Raw genomic sequence first — 23,754 nt, forward strand, 5'->3', positions numbered from 1 at the left:
GGAAGGGGAACTTAGTTTTAAAATTTTCCCCTAACAAAATTAGCACCTTGTATATTTTAGGTGGCTAGGTTGATTCAGCCATATCCTTAAGATACTGGAAAATCTGACGATAAGATTTAGGTGGCTTATTAGCCGCCTTTTCTTTTTTAGCATTGCGGATCAGCGTGCGCAATTGCTGGCGATCAGTTTGTGGGAATAATGCCACAACTTCATCAATAACATCATCATTGCCATCAATCAATTTATCACGTAATTGTTCCAACTTATGGAACAGAACGATTTGCTGATTGTGACGATTTTTCAGTTTATCAATTGCAGTGGTAATGGGTTCAACATCCCGGGCACGCAGCATTTTACCAATTAATTGTAACTGGCGACGGCGCCCTTCTTTTTTTATCTTCTGTGCAAGTTCAATGGCTGCCAGCAGGTCCTCATCCAACGGAATGCGTTCAAGCGCATTTTTGCTGAGATCAACCAATTCTGCACCCAGCTTTTTCAATGCCTCTGCATCACGTTTAATTTCGCTTTTACTGACCCAAATTATCTCTTCTTCTTCCTCTTCAGTAGGATAATCATTGAGCCAATCTTCAGGCTGCTTTGCCATGGTGGTTTTCCTTTTAAAAAGGCCGGATCTGACAGGTTGATTTTTGGAGCATGACCTGTAGCCCAGTGGGTGTTAACATCCTAATATTGGGTATTGTAACTGGGAAAAACGCCTGATTACCACTCGGCATTACTTTTGTGGATAAAATGGTTCTGTTTTCCTGACAGATTTTCCCTTTATTCATCAAATTACGGGTAATTAATGAAAATCACTGATCAAATCGCGGAACAACGCAAGCAACTGGAAAATGCAGTTTCACAGGCATTAGAATTGGCAACAGCGGGTTGTGATGCCGCGGAAGTTGCTGTTAATAAAACAACGGGTATTGGTGTCAGTACCCGCTTTGGTGAAATAGAAAATGTAGAATTTAATAGTGATGGTGCGCTAGGGATCACCGTATACCATCAGCAACGTAAAGGGAGTGCATCATCAACAGATTTAAGTCCGGATGCTATTGCCCGTACTGTTCAGGCTGCGATCGATATTGCCCGTTATACTTCTCAGGATCCCTGTGCCGGTCCGGCGGATAAAGAGTTACTGGCGTTTGATGCGCCGGATCTTGATTTGTTCCACCCAACAGAATTGGATACTGATAAAGCAATTGAACTGGCTGCCCGCGCGGAACAAACGGCATTACAGGTAGATAAACGTATTACCAATACTGAGGGCGGGAGTTTTAGCAGCCATTATGGTATCCGGGTGTTTGGCAACAGTCACGGTATGTTGCAAAGTTATTGCTCTAGCCGTCATTCGATGTCGAGTTGTGTGATTGCTGAATTTAATGGCGATATGGAACGGGATTATGCGTATACCATTAGTCGTCGTATTGAAGATTTAAAATCGCCGGAGTGGGTTGGGCATGAGTGTGCCCGCCGTGTGCTATCCCGTTTATCTCCACGTAAATTACCGACTATGAGAGCACCTGTGCTGTTTGCTGCGGAAGTTGCAACGGGTCTTTTCGGTCATTTAGTTGGTGCTATTAGTGGTAGCAGTATTTACCGTAAATCTTCTTTCCTGCTTGATCATCTGGGCAAACAAATCCTGCCATCATGGCTGACGATTGAAGAGCGTCCACATTTGCTGGCAGGGCTGGCATCTTCTCCGTTTGATAGCGAAGGTGTGTGCACCAGTAACAGGGATATTATTAAAGATGGCGTATTACAGACCTGGCTTCTGACAAATTATTCTGCCCGTAAATTGGGGATGACAAGTACAGGCCATGCTGGTGGGATCCATAACTGGTGCATTGCAGGGCAAGGTGAGGATTTTGCTGGTTTACTGCGTCAGATGGGAACGGGATTAGTGGTTACTGAATTGATGGGGCAGGGAGTCAGTGCAGTAACCGGTGACTATTCCCGTGGTGCTGCTGGTTTCTGGGTAGAAAATGGTGAGATTCAGTATCCTGTTAGCGAGATCACTATTGCGGCCAATCTGAAAGATATGTGGGCCAATATGGTCACTATTGGGAATGATATTGAAACTCGCAGTAATATCCAATGTGGTTCAGTATTACTGCCGGAAATGAGTATCGCTGGTCAATAAGAGATACTCAGATTCGGTTACAGTGGCCAGCCCTGTTGAAATGGGCTGGCTGAATTAACGGTGGAGTTCACCGGCAGCTTCTGGTTGGTAAAGTAATTCTAATACTTTGACCCGGGTTTCTTCGCCGTTTGGCAATTTCCAACTGATTTCGTCGCCAATACGAAGGCCCAATAATGCCGCTCCCAGAGGAGCCATAACAGAAAGCTGGTCTGAACTGTCTTGCAGTGACGCAGGATAAACCAGAGTGCGCACCCGCTCTTCACTGCTTGTCAGATCAAGGAAGCGAACCCGACTATTCATAGTCACAATATCGGATGGAATTTCTGCTGGAGGTACAATCTCTGCACGATCCAGCTCCTCATTCAAAGCGTCAGCGATACTAGTATCTGCAAACGCTGGCTGTTCCAACAGGGAATCTAAACGTTCTGCGTCTAATTCGTTGATGATAATTGCTGGTTTAGTCATACCACACTCCAAATGGAATCCAACACAAAATAACACCCCGCACCGTGAGGAGGGGGGTGTTATTTAAAATAATTAACCTGATAGTAGGCTGTTCTTACTGGAAAAGAAAGAGATCATGATCACGAACTGTTTTGTGTTGCTAATGAAAGCAGTTAAGAACATGATAAGCCAGAGGAGTGGAAGGCGTTATTCTTCGTCAAATCCTGCATCAAATAGATTAATGATAGCGGCAAGAGCCTGTTCTTCATCTGGGCCATTGGCTTCAACTTCAATATAGCTGCCTTTTTCTGAATCCAGCATCAGCATGGCTATCACGCTGCTGGCTTCAGCTTCAACATGGCTATCATTGCGCAAGACAACATGAGACTCAAAGAGCTGTACCAGATCATACAGCTTCATTGCTGGCCGGGCGTGCATTCCCAGCCGGTTTTTGATTTCAAGTTTCTGCTTGACAGTCATTATTTCCGCTTTTCGAGAGTACGGTGGCGTGACTGTACGTTTTTGCCACGGGAGCGGAAATAGTCAGCCAGCTGCTCTGCCACATAAACAGAACGGTGTTTACCGCCGGTGCAGCCAATCGCCACGGTCAGATAACTGCGGTTATTGGTTTCAAGCATGGGCAGCCAAAGTTCAAGATAACTGCGGGTCTGATAGATGAAGTTATGCACTTCTGTATGGCGGTCGAGAAAAGCGGCTACGGGACGATCAAGACCAGTCATTGGCCGTAGCTTTGGGTCCCAGTGTGGGTTTGGCAGGAAACGTACATCAAAAACATAGTCGGCATCAATTGGAATGCCATGCTTGAAGCCGAAGGACTCAAAGACCATTGTCAGCTCACGTTCCCGTTTGCCCAGCAGACGGGTCCTTAGCATTTCGGCCAGTTCATGGACTGACATTTCGGAAGTGTCGATAATCAGATCTGCTCTTGAACGAAGTGGCTCCAGCAGATCGCTTTCTTGATCAATCGCGCTTTCCAGAGAAAGGTTTTTGCTTGATAGTGGATGGAGACGGCGGGTATCGCTGTAACGGCGGATTAGCGTATTACGGTCAGCATCAAGAAACAGTAATTGCGGTGAGAAACTGGCTGGTAGTTTAGTCAGGGCTTCTTCGAAAACTTCGGGGGATTCCGGCATGTTTCTTACATCAATACTGACAGCAGCGGAAATATCTCTGTCAGCCAGCGTATCGGCTAATTCCGGCAGCAACACTACCGGCAAGTTGTCTACACAATAAAAACCCATATCTTCCAGTGCGCGCAAGGCAACGGATTTACCCGAACCGGAACGGCCACTGACTATCATCAGCACCATGAGACGACTCCCCTTAATTTCTCAGTGGTTATTATTATGAGCCACTGTTATCTGTTGCTCTCCATTCATTGCAACAGCTATTCAGTGATAATTGCGTAAAGTTCTTCATCACTTTGTGCCGATCTTAAACGACGGCAGAGATTTTTGTCTGCAAGGCGTTTGGCAATTAATGACAATGTGTGTAAGTGTGTCTGGCATTGATCGTTTGGAACCAGTAAAGCAAACAGCAAATCGACTGGTTGATTATCAATGGCATCGAAAGCAATGGGTTGTTCCAGATTGAGGAAAACGCCAACAGCTTGATCTGAGCTTTCTTCATCCAGTTTACCGTGAGGGATAGCAATACCACTGCCAATTCCAGTAGTGCCTACTTTTTCTCTGGTCAATATTGCTTCGAATACGATATTCTCGGGTAGTTTAAGCCGTTTAGATGCCAGCTCACTGATAATCTCTAAAGCCCGTTTTTTGCTCGAACAATGTACGTTATTACGCGTACATTCGAGGGAAAGTACAGAGCTTAGTAGTAAATCTGCTTGGTTATTCATTTTTCTATTCGCTTAGGTGCTTAATTGATACCGGATGCCATAGATTAGCTGTGGCATCCGGTATTTGTGCACTGTTTTACAGCAAGACTCCGCTGTTTTTACTACAGCTATTGTTAAATAACTGTTAATGTTGTCTCAGTTTATCTTTATGTTTGGTTAACTGACGAGCCAGTTTATCGACCAGTCCATCAATTGCTGCATACATATCTTCATGTTCTGAGGATGCGTGCAACTCGCCTCCATTAATATGTACCGTGGCTTCAGCGATTTGTTGTACCTTTTCCACTCGGAGGATTACCTGAGTCAGGTTGATCCTGTCGAAATATTGATCCAGCTTGCTGCATTTTGCAGTGATAATGTCGCGTAATGCATCAGTAATTTCAATATTGTGGCCAGTTATTTTGAGTTGCATATTGTCTTCCTTCTCTTGTTCATTTCAAACCAGACGTTTACGCTGGTTTGATGGCGGAATGGATAACGACTCTCGATATTTTGCGACAGTCCGTCGGGCAACCATAATGCCTTGATCGGCTAGCATACTCGTCAGTTTGCTGTCACTTAATGGTTTGGCGGAGTTCTCCGCTGCTACCAGTTTTTTCACCAAAGCCCGTATTGCAGTTGAAGAGGCTTCGCCTCCACTTTCTGTATTAACATGGCTGGAGAAAAAATACTTCAATTCAAAAATGCCACGTGGGCTGTGCAGGAATTTTTGGGTAGTCACCCTGGAAATGGTAGATTCATGCATATCGACCTGGAAGGCAATATCTGCCAAAACCATGGGTTTCATATATTCTTCGCCATGCTCAAAAAATTCCTGTTGCTGCTCTACAATGCAGCGCGTAACTTTCAGCAGAGTATCATTTCGGCTTTCCAGGCTTTTGATAAGCCATTTAGCTTCCTGTAGGTTATTGCGGATAAACTGGCTGTCACTTTCATTGTGTGTATGTTGCCCAAGCTCCGCATAATGCTGATTAATGTGTAAACGCGGAATACTATCTGTATTCAATTCTACTTGCCAATGTTCACTCTCTTTTCGAACCAGCACATCAGGGATGACATACTCTGATTCACCTGTGTTTACTGCCAAACCAGGTCTTGGCTCAAGTGACTGAATTAAATCAATCACTTCTTTCAGTGTATCTTCTTTCAAGCGACTTAAACGGATTAAGTTGCGGAAATCCCGATTACCCAGTAATTCCAGATGCTCGCAGACGATCAATTTTGCTTCTTTCAGATAAGGTGTTTCTGGTGGAAACATTGATAGCTGGATCAGTAGACAATCTTTCAGATCACGGGCAGCGACACCGATAGGATCAAAATGTTGTACCCGTTTGAGCACGGCTTCCACTTCTGCCAGAGTCAGTTGATCGTCGCCAATGCTAGCAAGGATATCCTCCAATGGTACAGTAAGGTAGCCTGTATCATCTACGGCATCAATGATTGATGTAGCAATTGCTGCATCTGTTTCCGTGAAAGGGGTCAGCCCTGCCTGCCACATTAAATAGTCTTGCAGGGTTTGGACTGTTTCACCTTGGTAAAGTGGCAGGTCGTCATCATTATAGTCATTACGTGTACCGGAAGGTGTACCAGCTGTATAAATTTCATCCCAGCTGGCATCCAGTGGCAACTCATCTGGCATATCCTTTTGTTGCAGGGCATCAAGCGTATCCATAACGTCAGTTTCGTTGTCGGGAGATTCCTGATTACTGATTTCTTGATGATCTTCATCCTGCTCAAGCAAAGGGTTCATTTCTAACGCTTGCTGTATTTCCTGTTGAAGTTCAAGCGTAGAAAGTTGCAACAAACGAATGGCTTGTTGGAGCTGTGGTGTCATAGCCAGTTGCTGACTGAGCCTGAGTTGCAAACTTTGCTTCATAGCGTTAAATCAATTCTCCTGGCTGAATTAGAGCCGGAAACCTTCGCCTAAATAAACGCGCTTCACCTGTTCATTATTAAGGATATCATTCGGTGTGCCGTGAGCAATCAGCTGCCCTTGGCTGACAATATAAGCACGCTCACATACATCTAATGTTTCACGGACGTTATGGTCTGTGATCAGGACGCCTAGCCCGTAATCTCTCAAATGCTGAATAATTTTTTTGATATCGATTACTGAGATTGGATCTACGCCGGCGAAAGGTTCATCCAGCAAAATAAATTTAGGATTGGCTGCCAGCGCGCGGGCAATCTCTACGCGGCGACGCTCACCACCGGAAAGTGATTGACCCAGATTGTCCCGCAGGTGGCTGATATGGAACTCCTCCATCAGCTCTTCGGCACGTTCCTTCCGTTGTTCTTGTGTCAGATCCTGACGGATCTCCAATACGGCCATCAGATTGTCGAAGACGCTCAGACGGCGGAAAATAGAAGCTTCCTGAGGCAAGTAGCCAATACCACGGCGCGCCCGTTCGTGAAGTGGCAGCAGGCTGATATCTTCGCCATCAATGGTAATTGTCCCGGCATCCCGTGAAACAATGCCTACAACCATATAAAAAGTCGTGGTTTTCCCTGCACCGTTAGGGCCAAGCAGGCCAACAATTTCACCGGAGTTCACGTTTAAGCTGACATTTTCAACGACCTTACGGCCTTTGTAAGCTTTTGCCAGGTTTTCTGCGTTTAGTATTGCCATATCTCGTTATTTACTCTTGTTGTTAACCGCAGGGCTTTCTTCTTGTAACTGAGAAGGTAACAAAACAGTTGTCACTCGTTTACCTTTGTCACTGAACGCTTCCATTTGCTGGGTTGGGACCAGGTAAGTGATCCGGTCGCCTTTTATATTACTGTCTAACTGTTCCAGATAGGCGTTGCCAGTCAGTGTAACCAGCTCCTTATCCATTTCGTAACGCATTTTGGCGCCGCGACCTTTGATTGGCTTGCCGTTGTCCTGTAGCTGATAGAAAGTTACCGGATTACCAAATGCCTCAACAACCATTTTTTTAGAATCGCCATCCGGGCGGGTCACAACAACTTTGTCAGCGTGGATATCAATAGAGCCCTGTTTAACGATCACGTTTTCTGTAAATGTGGCAGTGTTCCCGGTCATGTCAAGGGATTGTTTAACGGAATCAATAGAAATTGGCTTCTGGGTGTCATCTTTCAGTGCCAGAGCGGGAAGGCTGACTGTAAAAATGGCACTGGCAATAAGAGCATTACGGATTCTGTTGTTCATGTTGGATTTCATAGTAGGTGTTAACCTTTTCAATCAGTTCAGCGGTTTTGTTCCGCAGATTGCCACGCATTTTCATACCGACGGACTTCAATCCTACGCCAATCAGTGTGACTTGATCGTCGGATGAAACATCCTGAGTTACCAGATTGACGATAGCATTTTCTGTGGTAATGCGCTGTAATTGTGTCGTATCAGTCAGGCTGTCAACCTGCACATCTCCGTAAAGATAGAGCATTCTGTCGTTGGTCAGTTTGGCTTTGTTTGCACGAACTGTCCATGTAGCAATGGCATTTGAATCATATGTCGTTAATACCGGCTTGGTAAACCAGGTAAGTTTTGACTCAGCATAATTCTGGACGTCATCAGCGACCAGTTTGTACGTCAGCTTACCCGTAGGATCATAAACAAAGGTTATGGTTTCCTGGCTTTGGTATGTTGGCTGACTGTTATCTGTATCAGAAGATGAGTTAGTCTCGTCTGAATCAGATAAGTTCCAGCCAATTAACGCCAGGGTGATTAACGTCAGTATTATCGCCAGCCAGGATTTGATTTTATCCATTCTCGTTTCGCTTCAACCTACTATATTGATAATCCTTTGGCCTCTTCCAGTTTATTCTGAGCGAAAAGCACCAAATCACAAAGTTCTCTTACCGCACCGCGACCCCCAGCAATCCGGGTGACATAATGTGCTTTTGGTAATAGCAGTGGATGCGCGTCTGCCACAGCGACAGATAAGCCCACTTGTTCCATGACCGGCCAGTCAATCAGATCATCACCGATGTAAGCAACCTGTTCTGGTGTTAGTCCCAGTTTATCTAACAGTTCTCTATACGCCAAAACCTTATCACTTTGTCCTTGGTAAAGATGTGTAATGCCCAGTGTGTTTGCTCGATCTTCCAGCAATTTTGCCCGACGGCCGGTAATAATAGCGACTTCGATGCCTGAAGTGATCAGGCAGCGAATCCCGTAGCCATCACGAACGTTAAACGTTTTCAATTCTTCGCCGTTATTGCCCATATATATCAGGCCATCAGACATCACACCGTCAACGTCGCAAATCAGCAGACGGATTCTACCGGCTTTTTCAATAATGTCTTTATTAACTGGACCATAACAGGTATCCAGATAAACTAATTGGCTCATTAAGACGTTCTCAGGTTAAACTACGCCAGCTTGTAGCAGGTCATGCATATGTAATACACCAAGTAATTTATTTTCCTCGGTAACCAGTAAGGAAGTGATATGGTGTGACTGCATTAAGTTCAATGCATCAACAGCAAGGGCATTCGGTTTGATACGGATACCGCCAGCTGTCATAACAGCTGAAATTTTGACATTGTACAAATCAATTCCCATATCAAACACTCGTCGCAAGTCACCATCGGTAAAAATACCGTCAATATACATATTTTCATCGCAAACGACGGTCATACCCAGTTTTTGGCGGGTGATTTCGACAAGAGCTTCACGTAAAGAGGCATCGCGATTCACTCTTGGGATATCATCACCTGTGTTCATTAAATCACTGACCAGCAGCAGAAGTTTGCGCCCAAGTGTGCCGCCTGGATGTGATAGTGCGAAGTCTTCAGCGGTAAAACCACGGGCCTGAAGCAATGCAACCGCTAAAGCATCACCCATAACCAATGTTGCCGTAGTGCTGGTTGTTGGCGCTAAACCTAACGGACAGGCTTCCTGTGGGACTTTGATACACAAGTGAATGTCCGCGGCTTTTCCCATACTACTGTTGTAATTGTTAGTCATGCAGATAAGCGGAATTTTTTGGCGTTTCAATGCGGGGATCAATGACAGAATTTCATTGGATTCACCCGAGTTTGAGATGGCCAAAACGATATCTTTAGGTGTCACCATACCGAGATCGCCGTGGCTGGCTTCTCCCGGATGAACGAAAAAGGAGGGTGTACCAGTACTGGCGAAAGTTGCAGCAATTTTACACCCGATGTGGCCGGATTTGCCCATCCCCATGACAATAACCTTACCTTCACAGTTGAACATCAGTTCACAGGTGCGGGCAAAATCTTCATTGATATATTGTTCAAGTTCTGCCAACCCATCACGCTCTATCTGTAAAACTTTCTTACCCGCTTGCTGAAAATCAATTTTAGGCATTTCTTTTTCCTACTAATTTGTGTTTATTCAATACTGTAATTGCAAATAAACAGCACGATAAAATAAGCGATAAAGCAGCTTAATAACAGGACACCTTTAAATCGGTTTAACCGGTGTTTACGACCCAGACAAAATGCAGCAAATATTGTGCTGGCTACCATCATTACCCAAAAATCACGGTGGAAAGATTCAGGTGAAATGGCTGCTGGTGAGAGTAATGCGGGAAGGCCCAAAACAATTGATATATTGAATATATTCGAACCTATAATATTCCCGAATGCAATATCATCTTCCCCTTTGAACGCGGCTGCAATAGAGGTCGCTAATTCTGGCAGACTGGTGCCGACTGCAAGCACAGTAAGCCCGATAACTAATTCACTAATACCATAAATGCGGGCAATAACCGTTGCATTATCAATAACCATGCGGGTTGCCATAGGTAAAATAATCAACCCTAAGAGTATCCAAAGCAGGGCAATGCGTTTATTGCCTTCCAGCGGTAATTCAGAAACCTGCTCTTGTGTGTAAATATCAGCTTCGGTACAGCGTGGCAGAGCAGCCATTTTTATCATCAGTAATATATACGCAATGGCAGAAGCCAGTAATACTAACCCGTCCATCCGGCTGAGATAGTTATCACTCATCAAATAACCACAGAAAGCAGTGATCAGCAGCATTAAAGGCAGTTCCTGCCGCAGCATTTCTGATTTTACTTCCAGTGGGCGAATAAATGCAGCAGCGCCGGTTATCAGCAGCAGATTGGTAATGTTGGAGCCAATAACATTACCAACAGCCATATCAGGTTGGTTATCCAGCATGGCAGTAACTGAAACCATTAATTCGGGCAGAGACGTTCCGATGCCAACAATGGTAGTACCAATAATAAAGGGAGGCAGTCCCAGAGTACGGGCAAAAATTGCAGCACCATATACTAATCTATCGGAACCATATACCAGTAAAATCAACCCGGTAATTAAGAGTAAAAAGGTCAGAAGCATGGAGCGTCCCTTGTAAGGTATATTCCGAATTTAATATTAACGTTGGTTGATTTCTTAAACAAAAATTGTTTGTTCAGTTAGATGGGGTATATTCTGACGGCGGAGGATGGAAAAGTAAAATTTGTCACAACTTTGGTAGCGAAAATTCTCAAGTTTTTTTGTAGTATATGTGATTAATATATGAACCAAATATAAAGCCAATTTATTAACCGTTAAGGTCTATCAATAATGAGTCAACAAACAGCAAATCTCATCGAGATCCGTGGCATGTATTTTACCCGTGGTAACCGTCCGATTTTTGCTGATATTAATCTGGCGGTGCCCAAAGGAAAAGTCACTGCAATTATGGGGCCTTCTGGGATAGGGAAAACAACACTATTACGGTTGATTGGCGGTCAGTTGCGTCCTGAGCGGGGAGAGATCTGGTTTGATGGCGATAATATTCCTGTTTTATCCCGTTCTCGTTTGTATGCTGCCCGTAAGAAGATGAGTATGTTGTTTCAGTCTGGGGCATTATTCACTGATCTGAATGTTTTTGAGAACGTCGCTTTTCCGCTGCGTGAACATACGAATCTGCCTGAAGAAATTATACAGACGACTGTCATGATGAAATTGGAGGCTGTTGGGTTACGTGGCGCCGCGAATTTGATGCCTTCTGAACTTTCCGGTGGTATGGCAAGGCGTGCTGCTCTGGCTCGCGCCATTGCACTTGATCCTGATCTGATTATGTTTGATGAGCCTTTTGTTGGTCAGGACCCGATTACGATGGGGGTTTTGGTGAAACTCATTGATGAACTGAATAAGGCGCTGGGTGTGACCTGTGTGGTTGTTTCCCACGATGTGCCGGAAGTTCTGAGCATTGCAGATTATGCTTATATTATGGCTGAACAACAGATTATTGCAGAGGGTACCGCTCAACAGTTGCAGTCTAATTCTGATCAGCGGGTACGGCAATTTCTCGATGGCATTGCTGATGGGCCGGTCCCTTTCCGTTTCCCGGCAGGGGATTATAAAACTGAGTTATTAGGATAATGTCATGTTGATGTTAACACAGGCGCTGGCGGCACTTGGCAGGCGGGTCATTGAGGTATTCGCCTCTTTTGGTCGTGCAGGTTTTATGCTGTTTAGCGCGGTAATTGGCAAGCCAGAACCTGCCAGACAATGGCCATTACTTCGACAACAGCTTTACAGCGTGGGTGTTCGGTCATTGTTGATTATCATGGTTTCAGGATTATTTATTGGCATGGTGCTCGGCTTACAGGGATATCTGATACTGACAACCTACAGCGCGGAAGCCAGTCTTGGCATGATGGTGGCGCTGTCTCTGTTACGTGAATTGGGGCCGGTTGTCACTGCATTGTTGTTTGCCGGCCGTGCAGGATCAGCGTTAACCGCAGAAATAGGTTTAATGAAAGCCACGGAACAAATTTCCAGTCTGGAGATGATGGCGGTAGATCCATTACGGCGTGTGATAGCACCCCGTTTCTGGGCTGGGTTTATCAGTATGCCGTTATTATCCTTGATTTTTGTGGCTGTAGGCATTTGGGGTGGCGCAGTGGTTGGTGTTGATTGGAAGGGGATCGACAGCGGTTTCTTCTGGTCTGCAATGCAGTCTGCTATAGAGTGGCAGAAAGATTTGCTTAACTGTTTTATTAAAAGCGTCGTTTTCGCCATTACCGTGACCTGGATTGCTTTATTTAATGGTTATGATGCGATCCCCACCTCAGAAGGGATCAGCCGGGCAACAACCAGAACGGTGGTTCATGCGTCGTTAGCCGTTTTAGGTTTGGATTTTGTGCTGACAGCACTCATGTTTGGGAATTAAGTCAATGCAAAGCAAGAAAATTGAAATTTGGGTTGGGTTTTTTGTCTTGATTGCACTGGCTGCAATCGTCTTTTTATGCCTGAAAGTGGCAGATATTAAATCGGTCGGTAACCAACCGACTTACCGTTTATACGCAACTTTTGACAATATCGGCGGTCTTAAAGTGCGCTCACCGGTAAAAATTGGTGGTGTGGTGATTGGTCGTGTTGCAACTATCTCTCTTGATGAAAAAACTTATACACCGCAGGTGGCGCTGGATATCATGAAGCAATATGACCGTATCCCTGATACCAGTTCTCTTTCCATCCGCACTTCTGGTCTATTGGGTGAACAATATATTGCCCTGAATATGGGGTTTGAAGATCCAGACATGGGAACCGGCATCCTGAAAGAGGGGGACCGCGTGCAGGATACCAAATCAGCAATGGTACTTGAGGATCTGATTGGTCAATTCTTGTATAAGGGGGGCGATAACGTCCAGAGTGGCGCAGTACATACTCCAGCACCAATCCGCAATTAAATATCATTAAGAGGAACCAATTATGTTGAAGAGATTATTAATGGTGGCACTGTTGGTGGTAGCGCCATTCGCTAGCGCAGTTGATCAGACGAACCCTTACAAGTTGATGCAGGATGCGGCAGAAAAGACGTTTACCCGTTTGAAGAATAGTCAATCACAAATTCGTCAAAATCCAGATTATTTGCGCCAGGTGGTGAAAGAAGAATTACTGCCCTATGTACATATTAAATATGCTGGGGCATTAGTTCTGGGGAGCTATTATAAAGATTCGACGCCAGCACAGCGCGAGGCTTATTTTACCGCATTTGAATCTTACCTTGAGCAGGTTTATGGGCAGGCCCTGGCAATGTATCACAATCAAACTTATCAGATTGATCCTGAAAAACCATTAGGAGACAACAATATCGTTGCGATTCGTGTCACTATCATTGATTCGAATGGTCGCCCGCCCGTTCGCCTTGATTTTCAGTGGCGTAAAAACAGCAAAACAGGTCATTGGCAGGCATACGATATGATTGCTGAAGGCGTCAGTATGATTACAACTAAACAGAGTGAATGGGCTTCTATCTTACGTCAGCAAGGTATTGATGGTTTGACTAAGCAACTTGAAATCAGTGCCCGGCAGCCCATTACGCTGGAAGAGAAAAAGTAACATGAATGAGAGTCTGAGCTGGGAAAGAACAGGGCAAACATTGATCCTCAAAGGTATTTTGGATCGTGACACTTTGCTGCCTCTCTGGCAGCAAAAAGAAAAATTACTGGCCGGTATCAACGGTATCAATGTGTCACAGCTTGAGCATGTGGATTCTACTGGGTTGGCTCTTTTAATCCGTTTTAAACATCATATGCGAAAGGAAGGGGTTAAACTGCTCTTTTCCGGCGTCAGTGAACGGCTTGGCACCTTGATTACGCTTTACGATTTGCAAGAAATTATCATGGATAGCTAGCCGAAAATCTCAGTAATTATCTGTATAATAAGCGCCCTTGTAAGCAAAAATGTTACAAGGGCGTTTTCATTGTTTAAGAGTAAGTCGGATTCTATTAGGATAGACGACGGTCTATTATTTCTAACTACAGAATTGAGCAATTATGGATACCAATGAGATTAAACAAGTGCTGGTGGATAAATTAGCACTGGATGAAGTCATCGTTAACGGAGATGGCAGCCATTTCCAGGTTATTGTGGTTGGTGAAATGTTTGCTGGCATGAGCCGGGTAAAACAGCAGCAAGCCGTTTATGCGCCTTTGATGGAATACATTGCTGATAATCGTATTCATGCCCTGTCAATTAAAGCTTATACACCGGATGATTGGAAACGGGATCGTAAGCTCAACGGTTTTTAATGTTGTTTGCCTCGCCGCGAACAGCAAATTATATAAAGAGAGTCATCACAGATGGATAAATTTCGTGTGAAGGGACCAACTCGTCTGTCGGGTGAGGTTTCTATTTCCGGGGCAAAAAATGCTGCACTGCCAATCCTGTTCGCCACGTTATTGGCTGAAGAGCCTGTTGAATTGCAAAATGTTCCAGAACTGAAAGATATTGATACCACTATCAAATTATTGAATCGCCTTGGGACCAAAATTGAGCGTAATGGTTCTGTCTTTGTGGATGCTAGCAGTGTGAATCAATATTGCGCGCCTTACGATCTGGTAAAAACGATGCGTGCCTCTATTTGGGCGTTAGGTCCTTTGGTCGCGCGTTTTGGTCAGGGGCAAGTTTCTTTGCCAGGTGGTTGTGCTATCGGCGCACGCCCGGTTGATCTGCATATCAGTGGTCTGGAACAGTTAGGTGCTGAAATTGTGCTGGAAGAGGGCTATGTTAAAGCTTCCGTTAATGGACGTCTGAAAGGGGCTTGCATTGTGATGGATAAAGTCAGTGTCGGGGCGACAGTCACGATTATGACTGCGGCAACACTGGCGGAAGGGACAACGGTTATTGAGAATGCGGCACGCGAACCTGAAATTGAAGATACCGCCAATTTCCTCAATACTTTGGGCGCAAAAATTACAGGGGCAGGTACTGACCATATCATCATTGAAGGCGTAGAACGTCTTGGTGGTGGTGTATACCGGGTATTACCCGATCGTATTGAGACAGGTACATTCCTGATTGCGGCTGCGATATCCGGCGGTAAGGTTATTTGCCGTCATGCTCAACCTGATACACTGGATGCAGTATTGGCTAAATTGCGTGAGGCGGGTGCTGATATTGAAATTGGTAAGGACTGGATAAGCCTTGATATGCACGGTAAACGGCCCAAAGCTGTGACATTACGTACTGCTCCACATCCCGGTTTCCCGACAGATATGCAAGCCCAGTTCAGCTTACTGAATTTGGTTGCTGAAGGGGTTGGTATGATCACCGAAACTATTTTCGAAAACCGTTTCATGCATATCCCTGAATTAATTCGTATGGGGGCTCATGCGGAAATTGAAAGTAATACAGTGCTTTGTCATGGTGTCAAAAAGTTGTCTGGTGCTCAGGTAATGGCGACTGATTTACGTGCATCTGCGAGTCTGGTTCTGGCGGGTTGTGTTGCGGAAGGTGTGACTGTTGTTGACCGTATCTATCATATTGACCGCGGTTATGAACATATCGAAGATAAACTGCGCGGGCTTGGTGCGGATATTGAACGATTGAAATAAGCGAGAAGTGATTTTGTTTCTTTATTTGGCAACAGGAAGCGATGTAGTTTAAAAAAACCAGGTTGATGATGGGTGGAGAAGTAAGGTGTATTCGCAGGGTGCATGGCTCAAGCCGATAAAAAATATTTATGTGCTATTACGATCTACCCATCATTACGACTTTGATTGAGAAATTTTCACTGGGTAATTATTCATCAAATTCTGCAATCGTCACTTGCAGTGACAGCACTTTCCCATTACGCAATAAAGTCACAGGAACAACGCTGCCGGGGTGTATTTCAGCCACTTGATCCATTGTTTCAGCCGCAGAAATAGCAGGCTTGTTATTTACACTGGTAATGATATCACCGACCTTAATACCGGCTGTTTGGGCGGGTCCATTTGGGGTAACCTGGAATACCCGTAGTCCCTGAATCTGATTAATATTGCCGTTATAAGAGCGAATATATGGGAGTTCTTGTGACGCTATGCCGATAAAGCCCCGGATAACCCGTCCGTCACGAATAAGTTTCTGCATAATCTTTGTGGCGAGTTCAGTAGGAATAGCAAAACCCAACCCTTCTGGTGTTTCACCGTTTTCACTTTTATCAAATGATAATGTATTGATGCCCACCAATTCACCAAGGGTATTAATTAACGCACCACCAGAGTTACCTTGATTAATGGAAGCATCTGTCTGGAGAAAGTTTTGGCGTCGGGTAGGGCTTAATCCAACGCGACCGGTAGCACTAATAATCCCTTGGGTAATGGTTTGTCCTAAATTGTAAGGGTTACCAATAGCCAGAACGATATCTCCCACATGGGCTACTCTATTTGGATTGATAGTAATAACAGGCAGATTCTCGGCGTCAATTTTCAGAACTGCAAGATCCGTTAAACTGTCAGAGCCGATGACCAAGGCTTCATAAAAATGACCATCTTGTAGTGCAACAATAATTTGCCCTGCATTATTAATGACGTGTTTATTAGTAAGAATATAGCCCTTATCACTCATGATGACGCCAGAGCCCAGAGTATGATTTTCCCTGCCTTCATGAGAAAAACTCCCCATGTTGCTGCTGTAGACGTTAACCACTGCGGGGGCTGCCCTGCGGACACCTTTATTAAAGCTGAATGGAACTTCATCACTATTGTTGCTGGTGATTGCAGAAACCAGCCCGCTAGGGCGCAGTGATGGAATGGTAATCAGCAAAATTATAGCTACAAGTAATCCTAAAAAAGCAGAGCGCAGTAACTTGGCAATCATGGGTATTATTCAGTATGAGTTAATGAGTCATTGCAGGATAACATAGAAATTAACAAACACAGCATTGCACTGTATCCCAGATTGCTGACTTTTAGCATCCGACTATCACTGTTGAGTTTTTAGTGAATGTCATTTTGAAAAGGCTTTGGTTGTCAAAATAAAATCGTTTATTTATTAAAATAGGATCTTCATATGATTTTCATTTAACGTCATCCAACTATATATGTTTAAATTATGTTTAAATCGATCGGTAAATTAACTCGGCGTTGCATGATAAATGCAACATAATAACGCTGAAAATAATCTAGTTCGTATTCAGTTAAATCATTTATTTGTGTATTTTGTTATTCATGGGCAATTATTTAACTGGCTTATGGGAAAGTTTATTCCTTGGTTGAAAACATTATTAAAGTTGGTTCCTTTTTTAAAATATATTGTCTGATTAATCTATTTAATATTCTTATTTTTTCTTTTCTACGGGGTATAAATAACGTTTCATAATTCTGCTACATGGCCTTCTTCAACCCATTGTTATACATAGAATTATGAGTAGTATAAGATGTAGCGCTATTTTGGAATCTTATTTATAAGCATTAATAAAACCAATTCTTTTTCTCATTTTTCATTGATGGCTTTATGATGGTCAGGTTTTAAACTGTTATTAAAAATCATGTTTTAAACTCTGGTTTTAATCGGTATAATAAGGTTTTAACCGTTGTTTTCACTACCTTTAACATCTGTTTTTTCTTGAGTTTAATCATCATGGTATATTGTGTTTTACGTTTTATCAACGTTAATTATGCTCACTTTTTATCTTCACTGACACTGTTTTACTGGTAATTCTGAGCAGTTTTTATAAATCGTAATCTTTTATTTTATCTTCATAAATCAACCTGTAAATAGTCTGATGGTATAAAGACACCCTTTTATGTTTTTTAGGATAATATTTTTTCTCGCTGATTTATTTTCAATTTTATGTTAATGGTTGATGGGTTTGATTAAATTTAATTAACGTATTTTAAAAAATCTGCACTTATAGTTAAAACCGTCTTTTATATAAAAGCTTTAATATCTCTATTTTGTGCTTTTAAATGGTTATGGCAGGACAGATAAATGTAAAATAAGTGAGGATAATATTGTCGATGAATACATTAAATATGACAGGGAATAAGACGTTTTTAGTCACTCTGTACCTTTTAAAAATCTGGCATTAATGGATGTCTGTTTTTTTTACCCTTAGCTAACTAATCGCCAAAAAAAGCAACTTGCCGATCGCAAACTCCTTTTGCATAAGACACTGCATTACGCCGTGCCTTATGCTGGAATTAGATCGCGTTTTTCAACCTAAACGTATTAATTTCTCAGTAACAGATAGATACTTTCGTCACCGCGAAGAATGTTCAGCGCTATTACCGGAGGTTTAGAATCAATAACTTTGCGCAGTTCGTTAATGTTCTGTACCCGTTCATTATTGATCCCAACAATCAGGTCACTTTTCTGTAAACCAGACATCGCCGCAGGTGAGTTTTGCATGACACTATCGATTTTCACACCGAGATTCCCTTTCACTTCACCATTGCTCAGAGTTGCGCCTTGCAGGGCAAGCGTTAGGTTTCCAGCTTTGGTAGTTTGACCTTCACTATTTTCCAGAATAACGGAAACTTCCATTGGTTTGCCTTTACGCAATAAGCCAATTTTAATTTCTTTACCTGGTACAGTCGTACCAATTTTGGCTTTCAGTTCAGCAAAGCTATTGATCTTCTTACCATCAACAGAAACCAGAATATCACCGGATTTAATGCCTGCTTTCGCTGCCGCGGATTTTGGCAATACTTCACTGACAAATGCACCGCGCTGGGCATCAATATTGAATGCCTTGGCGATATCGGCATTCATTTCAGTACCTTTGATACCGAGAATACCGCGTTTGACTTCACCATGAGCGATAAGCTGCTCACTTAGGGTTTTTGCCATATTACTTGGGATGGCAAAGCCGATACCGATGTTACCGCCACCTGGAGCCAGAATTGCTGTGTTGATACCAATTAATTCGCCGTTTAGATTAACCAGTGCACCACCGGAGTTACCACGGTTTATAGAGGCATCGGTTTGGATAAAGTTTTCTAACCCTTCCAGATTCAGACCGCTGCGTCCTAACGCCGAGATAATTCCCGAGGTTGCAGTTTGACCAAGACCAAATGGATTACCCACCGCGACAGCAAAATCACCAACCCGGAGCTTATCGGAATCGGCTATTGTGATTGCCGTTAAATTCTTGGCATCTTTCAGTTGCAGCAAGGCGATATCAGTTTGAGCGTCGCGACCTAACAGTTTAGCTTCATATTCACGCCCATCGTTCAGTTGCACACGGATTTTATCCGCATTCTCAATAACGTGGTTGTTGGTCAATATATAACCTTTGGCGGCGTCAATGATGACACCTGAGCCAAGCCCCTGAAATGGGCGGGTACTTTCACGGCCCATTGGCAGATTCGGGCCAAAGAAGAACCTGAACTCTTCAGGTATACTCTGCTCCTGTTGTACCTGAGTACCGGAAACATGCACGCTGACAACTGCCGGCAATACTTTTTCAAGCATCGGTGCAAGGCTTGGCAACTCCTGACCGGCAATAGCAGCGGGCAACGCAGCGCTACTGATAGCAGGAACGGAAGCTATGGATAACCCAATACTGATTGCTAACGCACTAAGGAATAAGTTTTTTCTTTTCATCTCATTTCGTTCTCTTGTATACCTAAGCCAGAAGGCTAATAAGTTAATTCAGGCAAGTTGCCATGATTACTCTATGACTGTTAATTATTAAGTAAAGTTCATCTGGCAAACAGACTTTGCACGATTTTTTACAGGGATTTACATGATTGAAGAATAAAAAAACAAAACTTTTTGCAGGTGAAAGAACAGATCTTGCATTTGGAATTAATGCTGTGGCACAAAACATGCCACAGCAGAAATATTTACTGGTTTTTTTCATTAACCGGGCGGAACAGGCCGGAGGCACCATCAGAGTAATCTCTTGGTGGCATTTTAACTGGAGCCTGATCATTATCTGCTTCTGATTCAGTTAGTCGATAATTGAATGGATTTTCTTGTACTGGCATATTCGGCATCAGCTCGTGGGAGCTTTTGGCCATATGCTGATACAACTGACGATAATCGCGGGCCATATTATCGAGTAATTCTGCACTGTGGGCAAAATGGCCGACTAATTCTTTACGATACTCTTCCAGTTCTGATCTATTATTCTCCAGTTCAGTTTGTAAGGCTCCCTGCTGGCGCAGCTTAGTGTTACTAAAGCGCATGACCAGCGCTCCAATAACAAAACCAACTACTAATCCAATCAGTGCATACTCCCAAGTCATAGCTACTCCTTCATCAACATCGTTGTTCAGCAGAATGTTTCACTTAATTATCGTCACTATAACCGTTAATCTAGTTAGAGTGGAATATTGATCATGATTTACATATTGTTTGTAGACCTTATTCTGAACCTTATTGTAGACAATTGATCCGGTGATAAGGTCAATCTGAATCATAAAAACGATAAAAAACGGGCAATTATTTTTTAAGGATTTTTTTGTCATGCCATCATTGATTATCCCTTCGTCATTCTATCAGAAAGCCCTTTCTAAGGGGGAATACCAGCCAGATGATATCCAACGTCGTGTCGTCGCTCAATTGGATGTTATTCACTACGCCCTGATTAATACTTCTCCCGGCAATCCAGCGAAGCGAAAAAGCTTGAAAGAGCGCCTGAATAAACTATTAGGCAAGCAGACTTCAACGACCTGTACACCTGTTCAAGGGCTCTATATGTGGGGGGGGGTTGGCAGAGGGAAAACGTGGTTAATGGATATGTTTTACCAGAGTTTGCCGGGTGAAAGAAAACTGCGTTTGCATTTTCATCGCTTTATGCTGCGGGTGCATGAAGAATTAAAGGCGTTACAGGGGCATGAGGATCCGCTGGATATTGTGGCGGATGGTTTTAAAGCAGAAACCGATGTGCTCTGTTTTGATGAATTCTTTGTTTCTGATATTACGGATGCCATGATCCTTGGTACATTGTTGGAAGCTCTGTTTGTCAGGGGGATCACGTTGATTGCTACGTCCAATATTCCTCCTGATGAGCTCTACCGTAATGGTTTACAGCGAGCTCGTTTTTTACCTGCTATTGAGCAGATTAAAAAATATTGTGACGTAATGAATGTGGATTCAGGTATTGATTACCGGCTGCGTACTTTGACACAGGCTCATCTCTATTTCACACCGCTGAATGAAAATAATGAACAGGCTATGGATCGAATATTTATCCGTTTGGTTGGTAAAAGCAGTGAGCAAGCCCCGGTGTTGGAAATTAATCATCGGCAGATGCCGGCCATTCGCAGCGCCGATGGTGTATTGGCAATTGGATTTAAAGTCTTGTGTGAAGATGCCCGTAGTCAGGTGGACTATATTGTTTTATCAAAACTTTATCACACTGTTTTGTTATATCAGGTTCCGGCGATAATGCCTGGTAATGAAAATGCTGCCCGACGTTTCCTGGCGCTGGTTGATGAATTCTACGAGCGTCGGGTAAAACTGATAATTAATGCCGCGGTGCCGATGGAACAGATTTACCAAGGGGTTTTGCTGACTTTCGAATACCGGCGTTGCTTGTCTCGTTTGCAGGAAATGCAAAGCGAAGAATACCTGAAATTACCTCATTTGCCTTAATCTTGTGCTTATTCTGTATATTTCGGACTAAAGTTGATTTTAAATAATTCAAATTGGGGTCGATTTTTATTTGTGACTTCTCTATAATCTTGCGACCCCACGTTACAGCAATGTTTTTTTTCCCAAAAACTTGCATAGTGCCGGCATAGGCTATTCGAAGGGGTAGGTTTGCTGGACAAGTGTCGTGTGAACCTCAGCAGTTTTTGAACCTTGAGTGTTCACCAACGTGTAACTTATTTATTGGGTAAGCTTTAATGAAAACTTTTACAGCTAAACCAGAAACCGTGAAACGCGACTGGTATGTTGTTGACGCAGATGGCAAAACTTTGGGCCGTCTTGCAACTGAAGTGGCTCGTCGTCTACGCGGCAAGCATAAAGCGGAATACACTCCGCACGTTGATACCGGTGATTACATCATCATTGTTAACGCAGAAAAAGTTGCTGTAACCGGTAACAAGCGTTCTGATAAGATCTATTATCACCACACTGGTCACATCGGTGGTATCAAGCAAGCGACCTTTGAAGAGATGATTGCCCGCCGTCCTGAGCGTGTAATTGAAATCGCGGTTAAAGGCATGCTGCCAAAAGGGCCACTGGGCCGTGCAATGTACCGTAAACTGAAAGTTTACGCAGGTAGCGAGCACAACCATGCGGCACAGCAACCGCAAGTTCTGGACATTTAATCGGGATTATAGGCAATGGCTGAAAATCAATACTACGGCACTGGTCGCCGCAAAAGCTCTTCCGCACGTGTCTTTATTAAGCCAGGTAGCGGTAACATCGTAATCAACCAACGTAGCCTCGAAGTTTACTTTGGCCGCGAAACAGCACGCATGGTTGTTCGTCAGCCACTCGAGCTGGTTGATATGTTGGGTAAACTGGATCTGTACATCACCGTTAAAGGTGGTGGTATTTCTGGTCAGGCAGGCGCAATCCGTCACGGTATTACCCGTGCACTGATGGCATACGACGAAACTCTGCGTTCTGATCTTCGTAAAGCTGGCTTCGTTACCCGCGATGCTCGTGAAGTTGAACGTAAGAAAGTTGGTCTGCGTAAAGCACGTCGCCGCCCACAATTCTCCAAACGTTAATTTTTTGTCTTTATGGCAATTACTTAATGTTCAAACCCGTCTTTGATGGCGGGTTTTTTACTTAATTATCCATACACTTCCCCCAAAATGTACAAAATCTGGTAAACTAGTGCCAATTTTTGCCTCATCCATTTATCTGCCTACTATCTGAACGATAGTCATTGTGTCGAGTAGCGCATTCCGTATTCACCGTTGTGGCGCAGAAACATAAGGGGTGAGAATGAATGAGTAGGAATAGTCGTTATAGCGTGAGACTATTCATTCCTTTTTTAGATAAACTTGGAGGTTTTCATGGCTGTCGCTGCCAACAAACGTTCGGTAATGACTCTGTTTTCAGGCCCGGCCGACATTTTTAGCCATCAAGTGCGAATTGTACTGGCGGAAAAAGGTGTCAGTGTTGAAGTTGAACAGGTTGAGGCAGGTAATTTGCCACAGGACCTTATCGATCTGAACCCTTATCAGACAGTTCCGACTTTGGTTGACCGTGAGCTGACGCTGTATGACTCCCGCATCATTATGGAATATCTCGATGAGCGCTTTCCTCATCCGCCATTAATGCCAGTGTATCCGGTTGCCCGTGGTTCCAGTCGTTTGATGATGCACCGCATTGAGAAAGACTGGTATTCCCTGATGCACACTATTGAGAAAGGTAATTCTCAGGAAGCCAATGCTGCCCGTAAACGATTAGCAGAAGAATTGCTGGCAGTAGCGCCAATATTTAAAGAGATGCCATTCTTTATGAGTGAAGAATTCAGTTTGGTTGATTGCTATCTTGCCCCTTTACTATGGCGTTTACCTGAACTGGGTATAGAGTTGCCGAGTTCTGGTACCAAAGATTTACAAATTTACATGCAGCGTGTCTTTGAGCGTGATGCATTCCTGGCTTCATTAACCGAAGCTGAACGTGAAATGCGCTTGCAATCCAGGAACTGATT

The 23,754-nt window shown here is 43.7% G+C and carries 28 protein-coding genes; 12 read left to right on the forward strand and 16 right to left on the reverse strand.

The window, feature by feature from the left end:
• Window positions 1–64 precede the first annotated feature (64 nt).
• On the reverse strand, window positions 65–604 hold the full coding sequence (gene yjgA, locus VY86_RS13205; protein ID WP_046975278.1) for a ribosome biogenesis factor YjgA: 540 nt from the start codon (window positions 602–604) through the stop codon (window positions 65–67).
• 201 nt (window positions 605–805) lie between these two features.
• On the opposite strand from yjgA, the gene pmbA reads away from it, so the two are divergent.
• Complete coding sequence (pmbA, locus tag VY86_RS13210) at window positions 806–2,146, forward strand: metalloprotease PmbA (protein ID WP_046975279.1); 1,341 nt, start codon at window positions 806–808, stop codon at window positions 2,144–2,146.
• A 54-nt stretch (window positions 2,147–2,200) separates the two neighbouring features.
• Here pmbA and rnk read toward each other — a convergent pair whose 3' ends face one another.
• The 12 genes from rnk to VY86_RS13270 form a co-directional block, all read right to left on the reverse strand.
• Window positions 2,201–2,611, reverse strand: a complete 411-nt coding sequence (gene rnk, locus VY86_RS13215) for a nucleoside diphosphate kinase regulator (RefSeq protein WP_046975280.1) — start codon at window positions 2,609–2,611, stop codon at window positions 2,201–2,203.
• 186 nt (window positions 2,612–2,797) lie between these two features.
• Complete coding sequence (gene npr / locus VY86_RS13220) at window positions 2,798–3,070, reverse strand: PTS phosphocarrier protein NPr (protein ID WP_046975281.1); 273 nt, start codon at window positions 3,068–3,070, stop codon at window positions 2,798–2,800.
• Window positions 3,070–3,921 carry an RNase adapter RapZ gene (gene rapZ / locus VY86_RS13225; RefSeq protein WP_046975282.1) on the reverse strand — a complete coding sequence of 284 codons (852 nt, stop codon included), beginning with the start codon at window positions 3,919–3,921 and terminating at the stop codon, window positions 3,070–3,072. Before rapZ ends, npr begins: the two co-directional genes overlap by 1 nt.
• Window positions 3,922–3,998: 77 nt before the next feature.
• Window positions 3,999–4,466, reverse strand: a complete 468-nt coding sequence (gene ptsN / locus VY86_RS13230; protein WP_036837490.1) for a PTS IIA-like nitrogen regulatory protein PtsN — start codon at window positions 4,464–4,466, stop codon at window positions 3,999–4,001.
• A 124-nt stretch (window positions 4,467–4,590) separates the two neighbouring features.
• A complete protein-coding gene (hpf, locus tag VY86_RS13235; protein WP_015835763.1) occupies window positions 4,591–4,878 on the reverse strand; it encodes a ribosome hibernation promoting factor in 288 nt (95 codons plus the stop codon).
• Window positions 4,879–4,902: 24 nt separating this feature from the next.
• Window positions 4,903–6,342, reverse strand: coding sequence for an RNA polymerase factor sigma-54 (rpoN, locus tag VY86_RS13240; RefSeq protein ID WP_046975283.1), 1,440 nt, complete (start codon window positions 6,340–6,342; stop codon window positions 4,903–4,905).
• 27 nt (window positions 6,343–6,369) lie between these two features.
• Complete coding sequence (gene lptB / locus VY86_RS13245; RefSeq protein WP_046975284.1) at window positions 6,370–7,095, reverse strand: LPS export ABC transporter ATP-binding protein; 726 nt, start codon at window positions 7,093–7,095, stop codon at window positions 6,370–6,372.
• Window positions 7,096–7,101: 6 nt separating this feature from the next.
• A complete protein-coding gene (lptA, locus tag VY86_RS13250) occupies window positions 7,102–7,635 on the reverse strand; it encodes a lipopolysaccharide ABC transporter substrate-binding protein LptA (RefSeq protein WP_046975285.1) in 534 nt (177 codons plus the stop codon).
• A complete protein-coding gene (gene lptC / locus VY86_RS13255; protein ID WP_046975286.1) occupies window positions 7,616–8,194 on the reverse strand; it encodes an LPS export ABC transporter periplasmic protein LptC in 579 nt (192 codons plus the stop codon). The genes lptA and lptC overlap by 20 nt, the downstream gene beginning before the upstream one ends.
• 20 nt (window positions 8,195–8,214) lie before the next feature.
• Window positions 8,215–8,778 carry a 3-deoxy-manno-octulosonate-8-phosphatase KdsC gene (kdsC, locus tag VY86_RS13260; RefSeq protein WP_021323566.1) on the reverse strand — a complete coding sequence of 188 codons (564 nt, stop codon included), beginning with the start codon at window positions 8,776–8,778 and terminating at the stop codon, window positions 8,215–8,217.
• Between the two features lie 15 nt (window positions 8,779–8,793).
• Window positions 8,794–9,762, reverse strand: a complete 969-nt coding sequence (kdsD, locus tag VY86_RS13265; protein ID WP_046975287.1) for an arabinose-5-phosphate isomerase KdsD — start codon at window positions 9,760–9,762, stop codon at window positions 8,794–8,796.
• Between the two features lie 23 nt (window positions 9,763–9,785).
• Window positions 9,786–10,760 carry a calcium/sodium antiporter gene (locus VY86_RS13270; RefSeq protein ID WP_046975288.1) on the reverse strand — a complete coding sequence of 325 codons (975 nt, stop codon included), beginning with the start codon at window positions 10,758–10,760 and terminating at the stop codon, window positions 9,786–9,788.
• 228 nt (window positions 10,761–10,988) lie between these two features.
• Between VY86_RS13270 and mlaF the strand changes: the two genes are divergently transcribed.
• The 7 genes from mlaF (at window position 10,989) to murA (ending at window position 15,754) form a co-directional block, all read left to right on the forward strand.
• Window positions 10,989–11,792 (forward strand): phospholipid ABC transporter ATP-binding protein MlaF, encoded by an 804-nt coding sequence (gene mlaF, locus VY86_RS13275; protein WP_046975289.1) that lies wholly within the window; start codon window positions 10,989–10,991, stop codon window positions 11,790–11,792.
• A gap of 10 nt (window positions 11,793–11,802) precedes the next feature.
• Complete coding sequence (gene mlaE, locus VY86_RS13280; protein WP_046976869.1) at window positions 11,803–12,585, forward strand: lipid asymmetry maintenance ABC transporter permease subunit MlaE; 783 nt, start codon at window positions 11,803–11,805, stop codon at window positions 12,583–12,585.
• A 4-nt stretch (window positions 12,586–12,589) separates the two neighbouring features.
• Window positions 12,590–13,105: an outer membrane lipid asymmetry maintenance protein MlaD gene (mlaD, locus tag VY86_RS13285; protein WP_046975290.1), complete on the forward strand. Its 516-nt coding sequence runs from the start codon at window positions 12,590–12,592 to the stop codon at window positions 13,103–13,105.
• Window positions 13,106–13,127: 22 nt separating this feature from the next.
• Window positions 13,128–13,757 (forward strand): phospholipid-binding protein MlaC, encoded by a 630-nt coding sequence (gene mlaC, locus VY86_RS13290; protein WP_046975291.1) that lies wholly within the window; start codon window positions 13,128–13,130, stop codon window positions 13,755–13,757.
• A 1-nt stretch (window position 13,758) separates the two neighbouring features.
• Window positions 13,759–14,052, forward strand: a complete 294-nt coding sequence (gene mlaB / locus VY86_RS13295) for a lipid asymmetry maintenance protein MlaB (RefSeq protein WP_046975292.1) — start codon at window positions 13,759–13,761, stop codon at window positions 14,050–14,052.
• Between the two features lie 142 nt (window positions 14,053–14,194).
• A complete protein-coding gene (ibaG, locus tag VY86_RS13300) occupies window positions 14,195–14,449 on the forward strand; it encodes a BolA family iron metabolism protein IbaG (protein WP_046975293.1) in 255 nt (84 codons plus the stop codon).
• A gap of 51 nt (window positions 14,450–14,500) precedes the next feature.
• A complete protein-coding gene (gene murA / locus VY86_RS13305; RefSeq protein ID WP_046975294.1) occupies window positions 14,501–15,754 on the forward strand; it encodes a UDP-N-acetylglucosamine 1-carboxyvinyltransferase in 1,254 nt (417 codons plus the stop codon).
• Window positions 15,755–15,941: 187 nt separating this feature from the next.
• Here murA and degS read toward each other — a convergent pair whose 3' ends face one another.
• From degS to zapG, 3 genes are all read right to left on the reverse strand, one after another.
• The gene (gene degS, locus VY86_RS13310; protein WP_046975295.1) at window positions 15,942–17,000 is read right to left on the reverse strand and encodes an outer membrane-stress sensor serine endopeptidase DegS; all 1,059 of its coding nucleotides are present in this window, start codon (window positions 16,998–17,000) and stop codon (window positions 15,942–15,944) included.
• 1,353 nt (window positions 17,001–18,353) lie between these two features.
• Entirely contained in the window at window positions 18,354–19,730 is a 1,377-nt protein-coding gene (degQ, locus tag VY86_RS13315; RefSeq protein ID WP_046975296.1) for a serine endoprotease DegQ, read from the reverse strand.
• Window positions 19,731–19,972: 242 nt separating this feature from the next.
• On the reverse strand, window positions 19,973–20,377 hold the full coding sequence (zapG, locus tag VY86_RS13320) for a Z-ring associated protein ZapG (protein ID WP_046975297.1): 405 nt from the start codon (window positions 20,375–20,377) through the stop codon (window positions 19,973–19,975).
• 220 nt (window positions 20,378–20,597) lie between these two features.
• Between zapG and zapE the strand changes: the two genes are divergently transcribed.
• The 4 genes from zapE (at window position 20,598) to sspA (ending at window position 23,752) form a co-directional block, all read left to right on the forward strand.
• Window positions 20,598–21,728 (forward strand): cell division protein ZapE, encoded by a 1,131-nt coding sequence (zapE, locus tag VY86_RS13330; protein ID WP_046975299.1) that lies wholly within the window; start codon window positions 20,598–20,600, stop codon window positions 21,726–21,728.
• 254 nt (window positions 21,729–21,982) lie between these two features.
• Window positions 21,983–22,411 (forward strand): 50S ribosomal protein L13, encoded by a 429-nt coding sequence (gene rplM, locus VY86_RS13335; RefSeq protein WP_011148147.1) that lies wholly within the window; start codon window positions 21,983–21,985, stop codon window positions 22,409–22,411.
• Window positions 22,412–22,426: 15 nt separating this feature from the next.
• Window positions 22,427–22,819, forward strand: coding sequence for a 30S ribosomal protein S9 (rpsI, locus tag VY86_RS13340; RefSeq protein WP_012990148.1), 393 nt, complete (start codon window positions 22,427–22,429; stop codon window positions 22,817–22,819).
• A gap of 291 nt (window positions 22,820–23,110) precedes the next feature.
• Complete coding sequence (gene sspA / locus VY86_RS13345; RefSeq protein ID WP_021323579.1) at window positions 23,111–23,752, forward strand: stringent starvation protein SspA; 642 nt, start codon at window positions 23,111–23,113, stop codon at window positions 23,750–23,752.
• Window positions 23,753–23,754: the final 2 nt, after the last annotated feature.

The sequence above is a fragment of the Photorhabdus thracensis genome, assembly GCF_001010285.1.
GTDB lineage: Bacteria > Pseudomonadota > Gammaproteobacteria > Enterobacterales > Enterobacteriaceae > Photorhabdus > Photorhabdus temperata.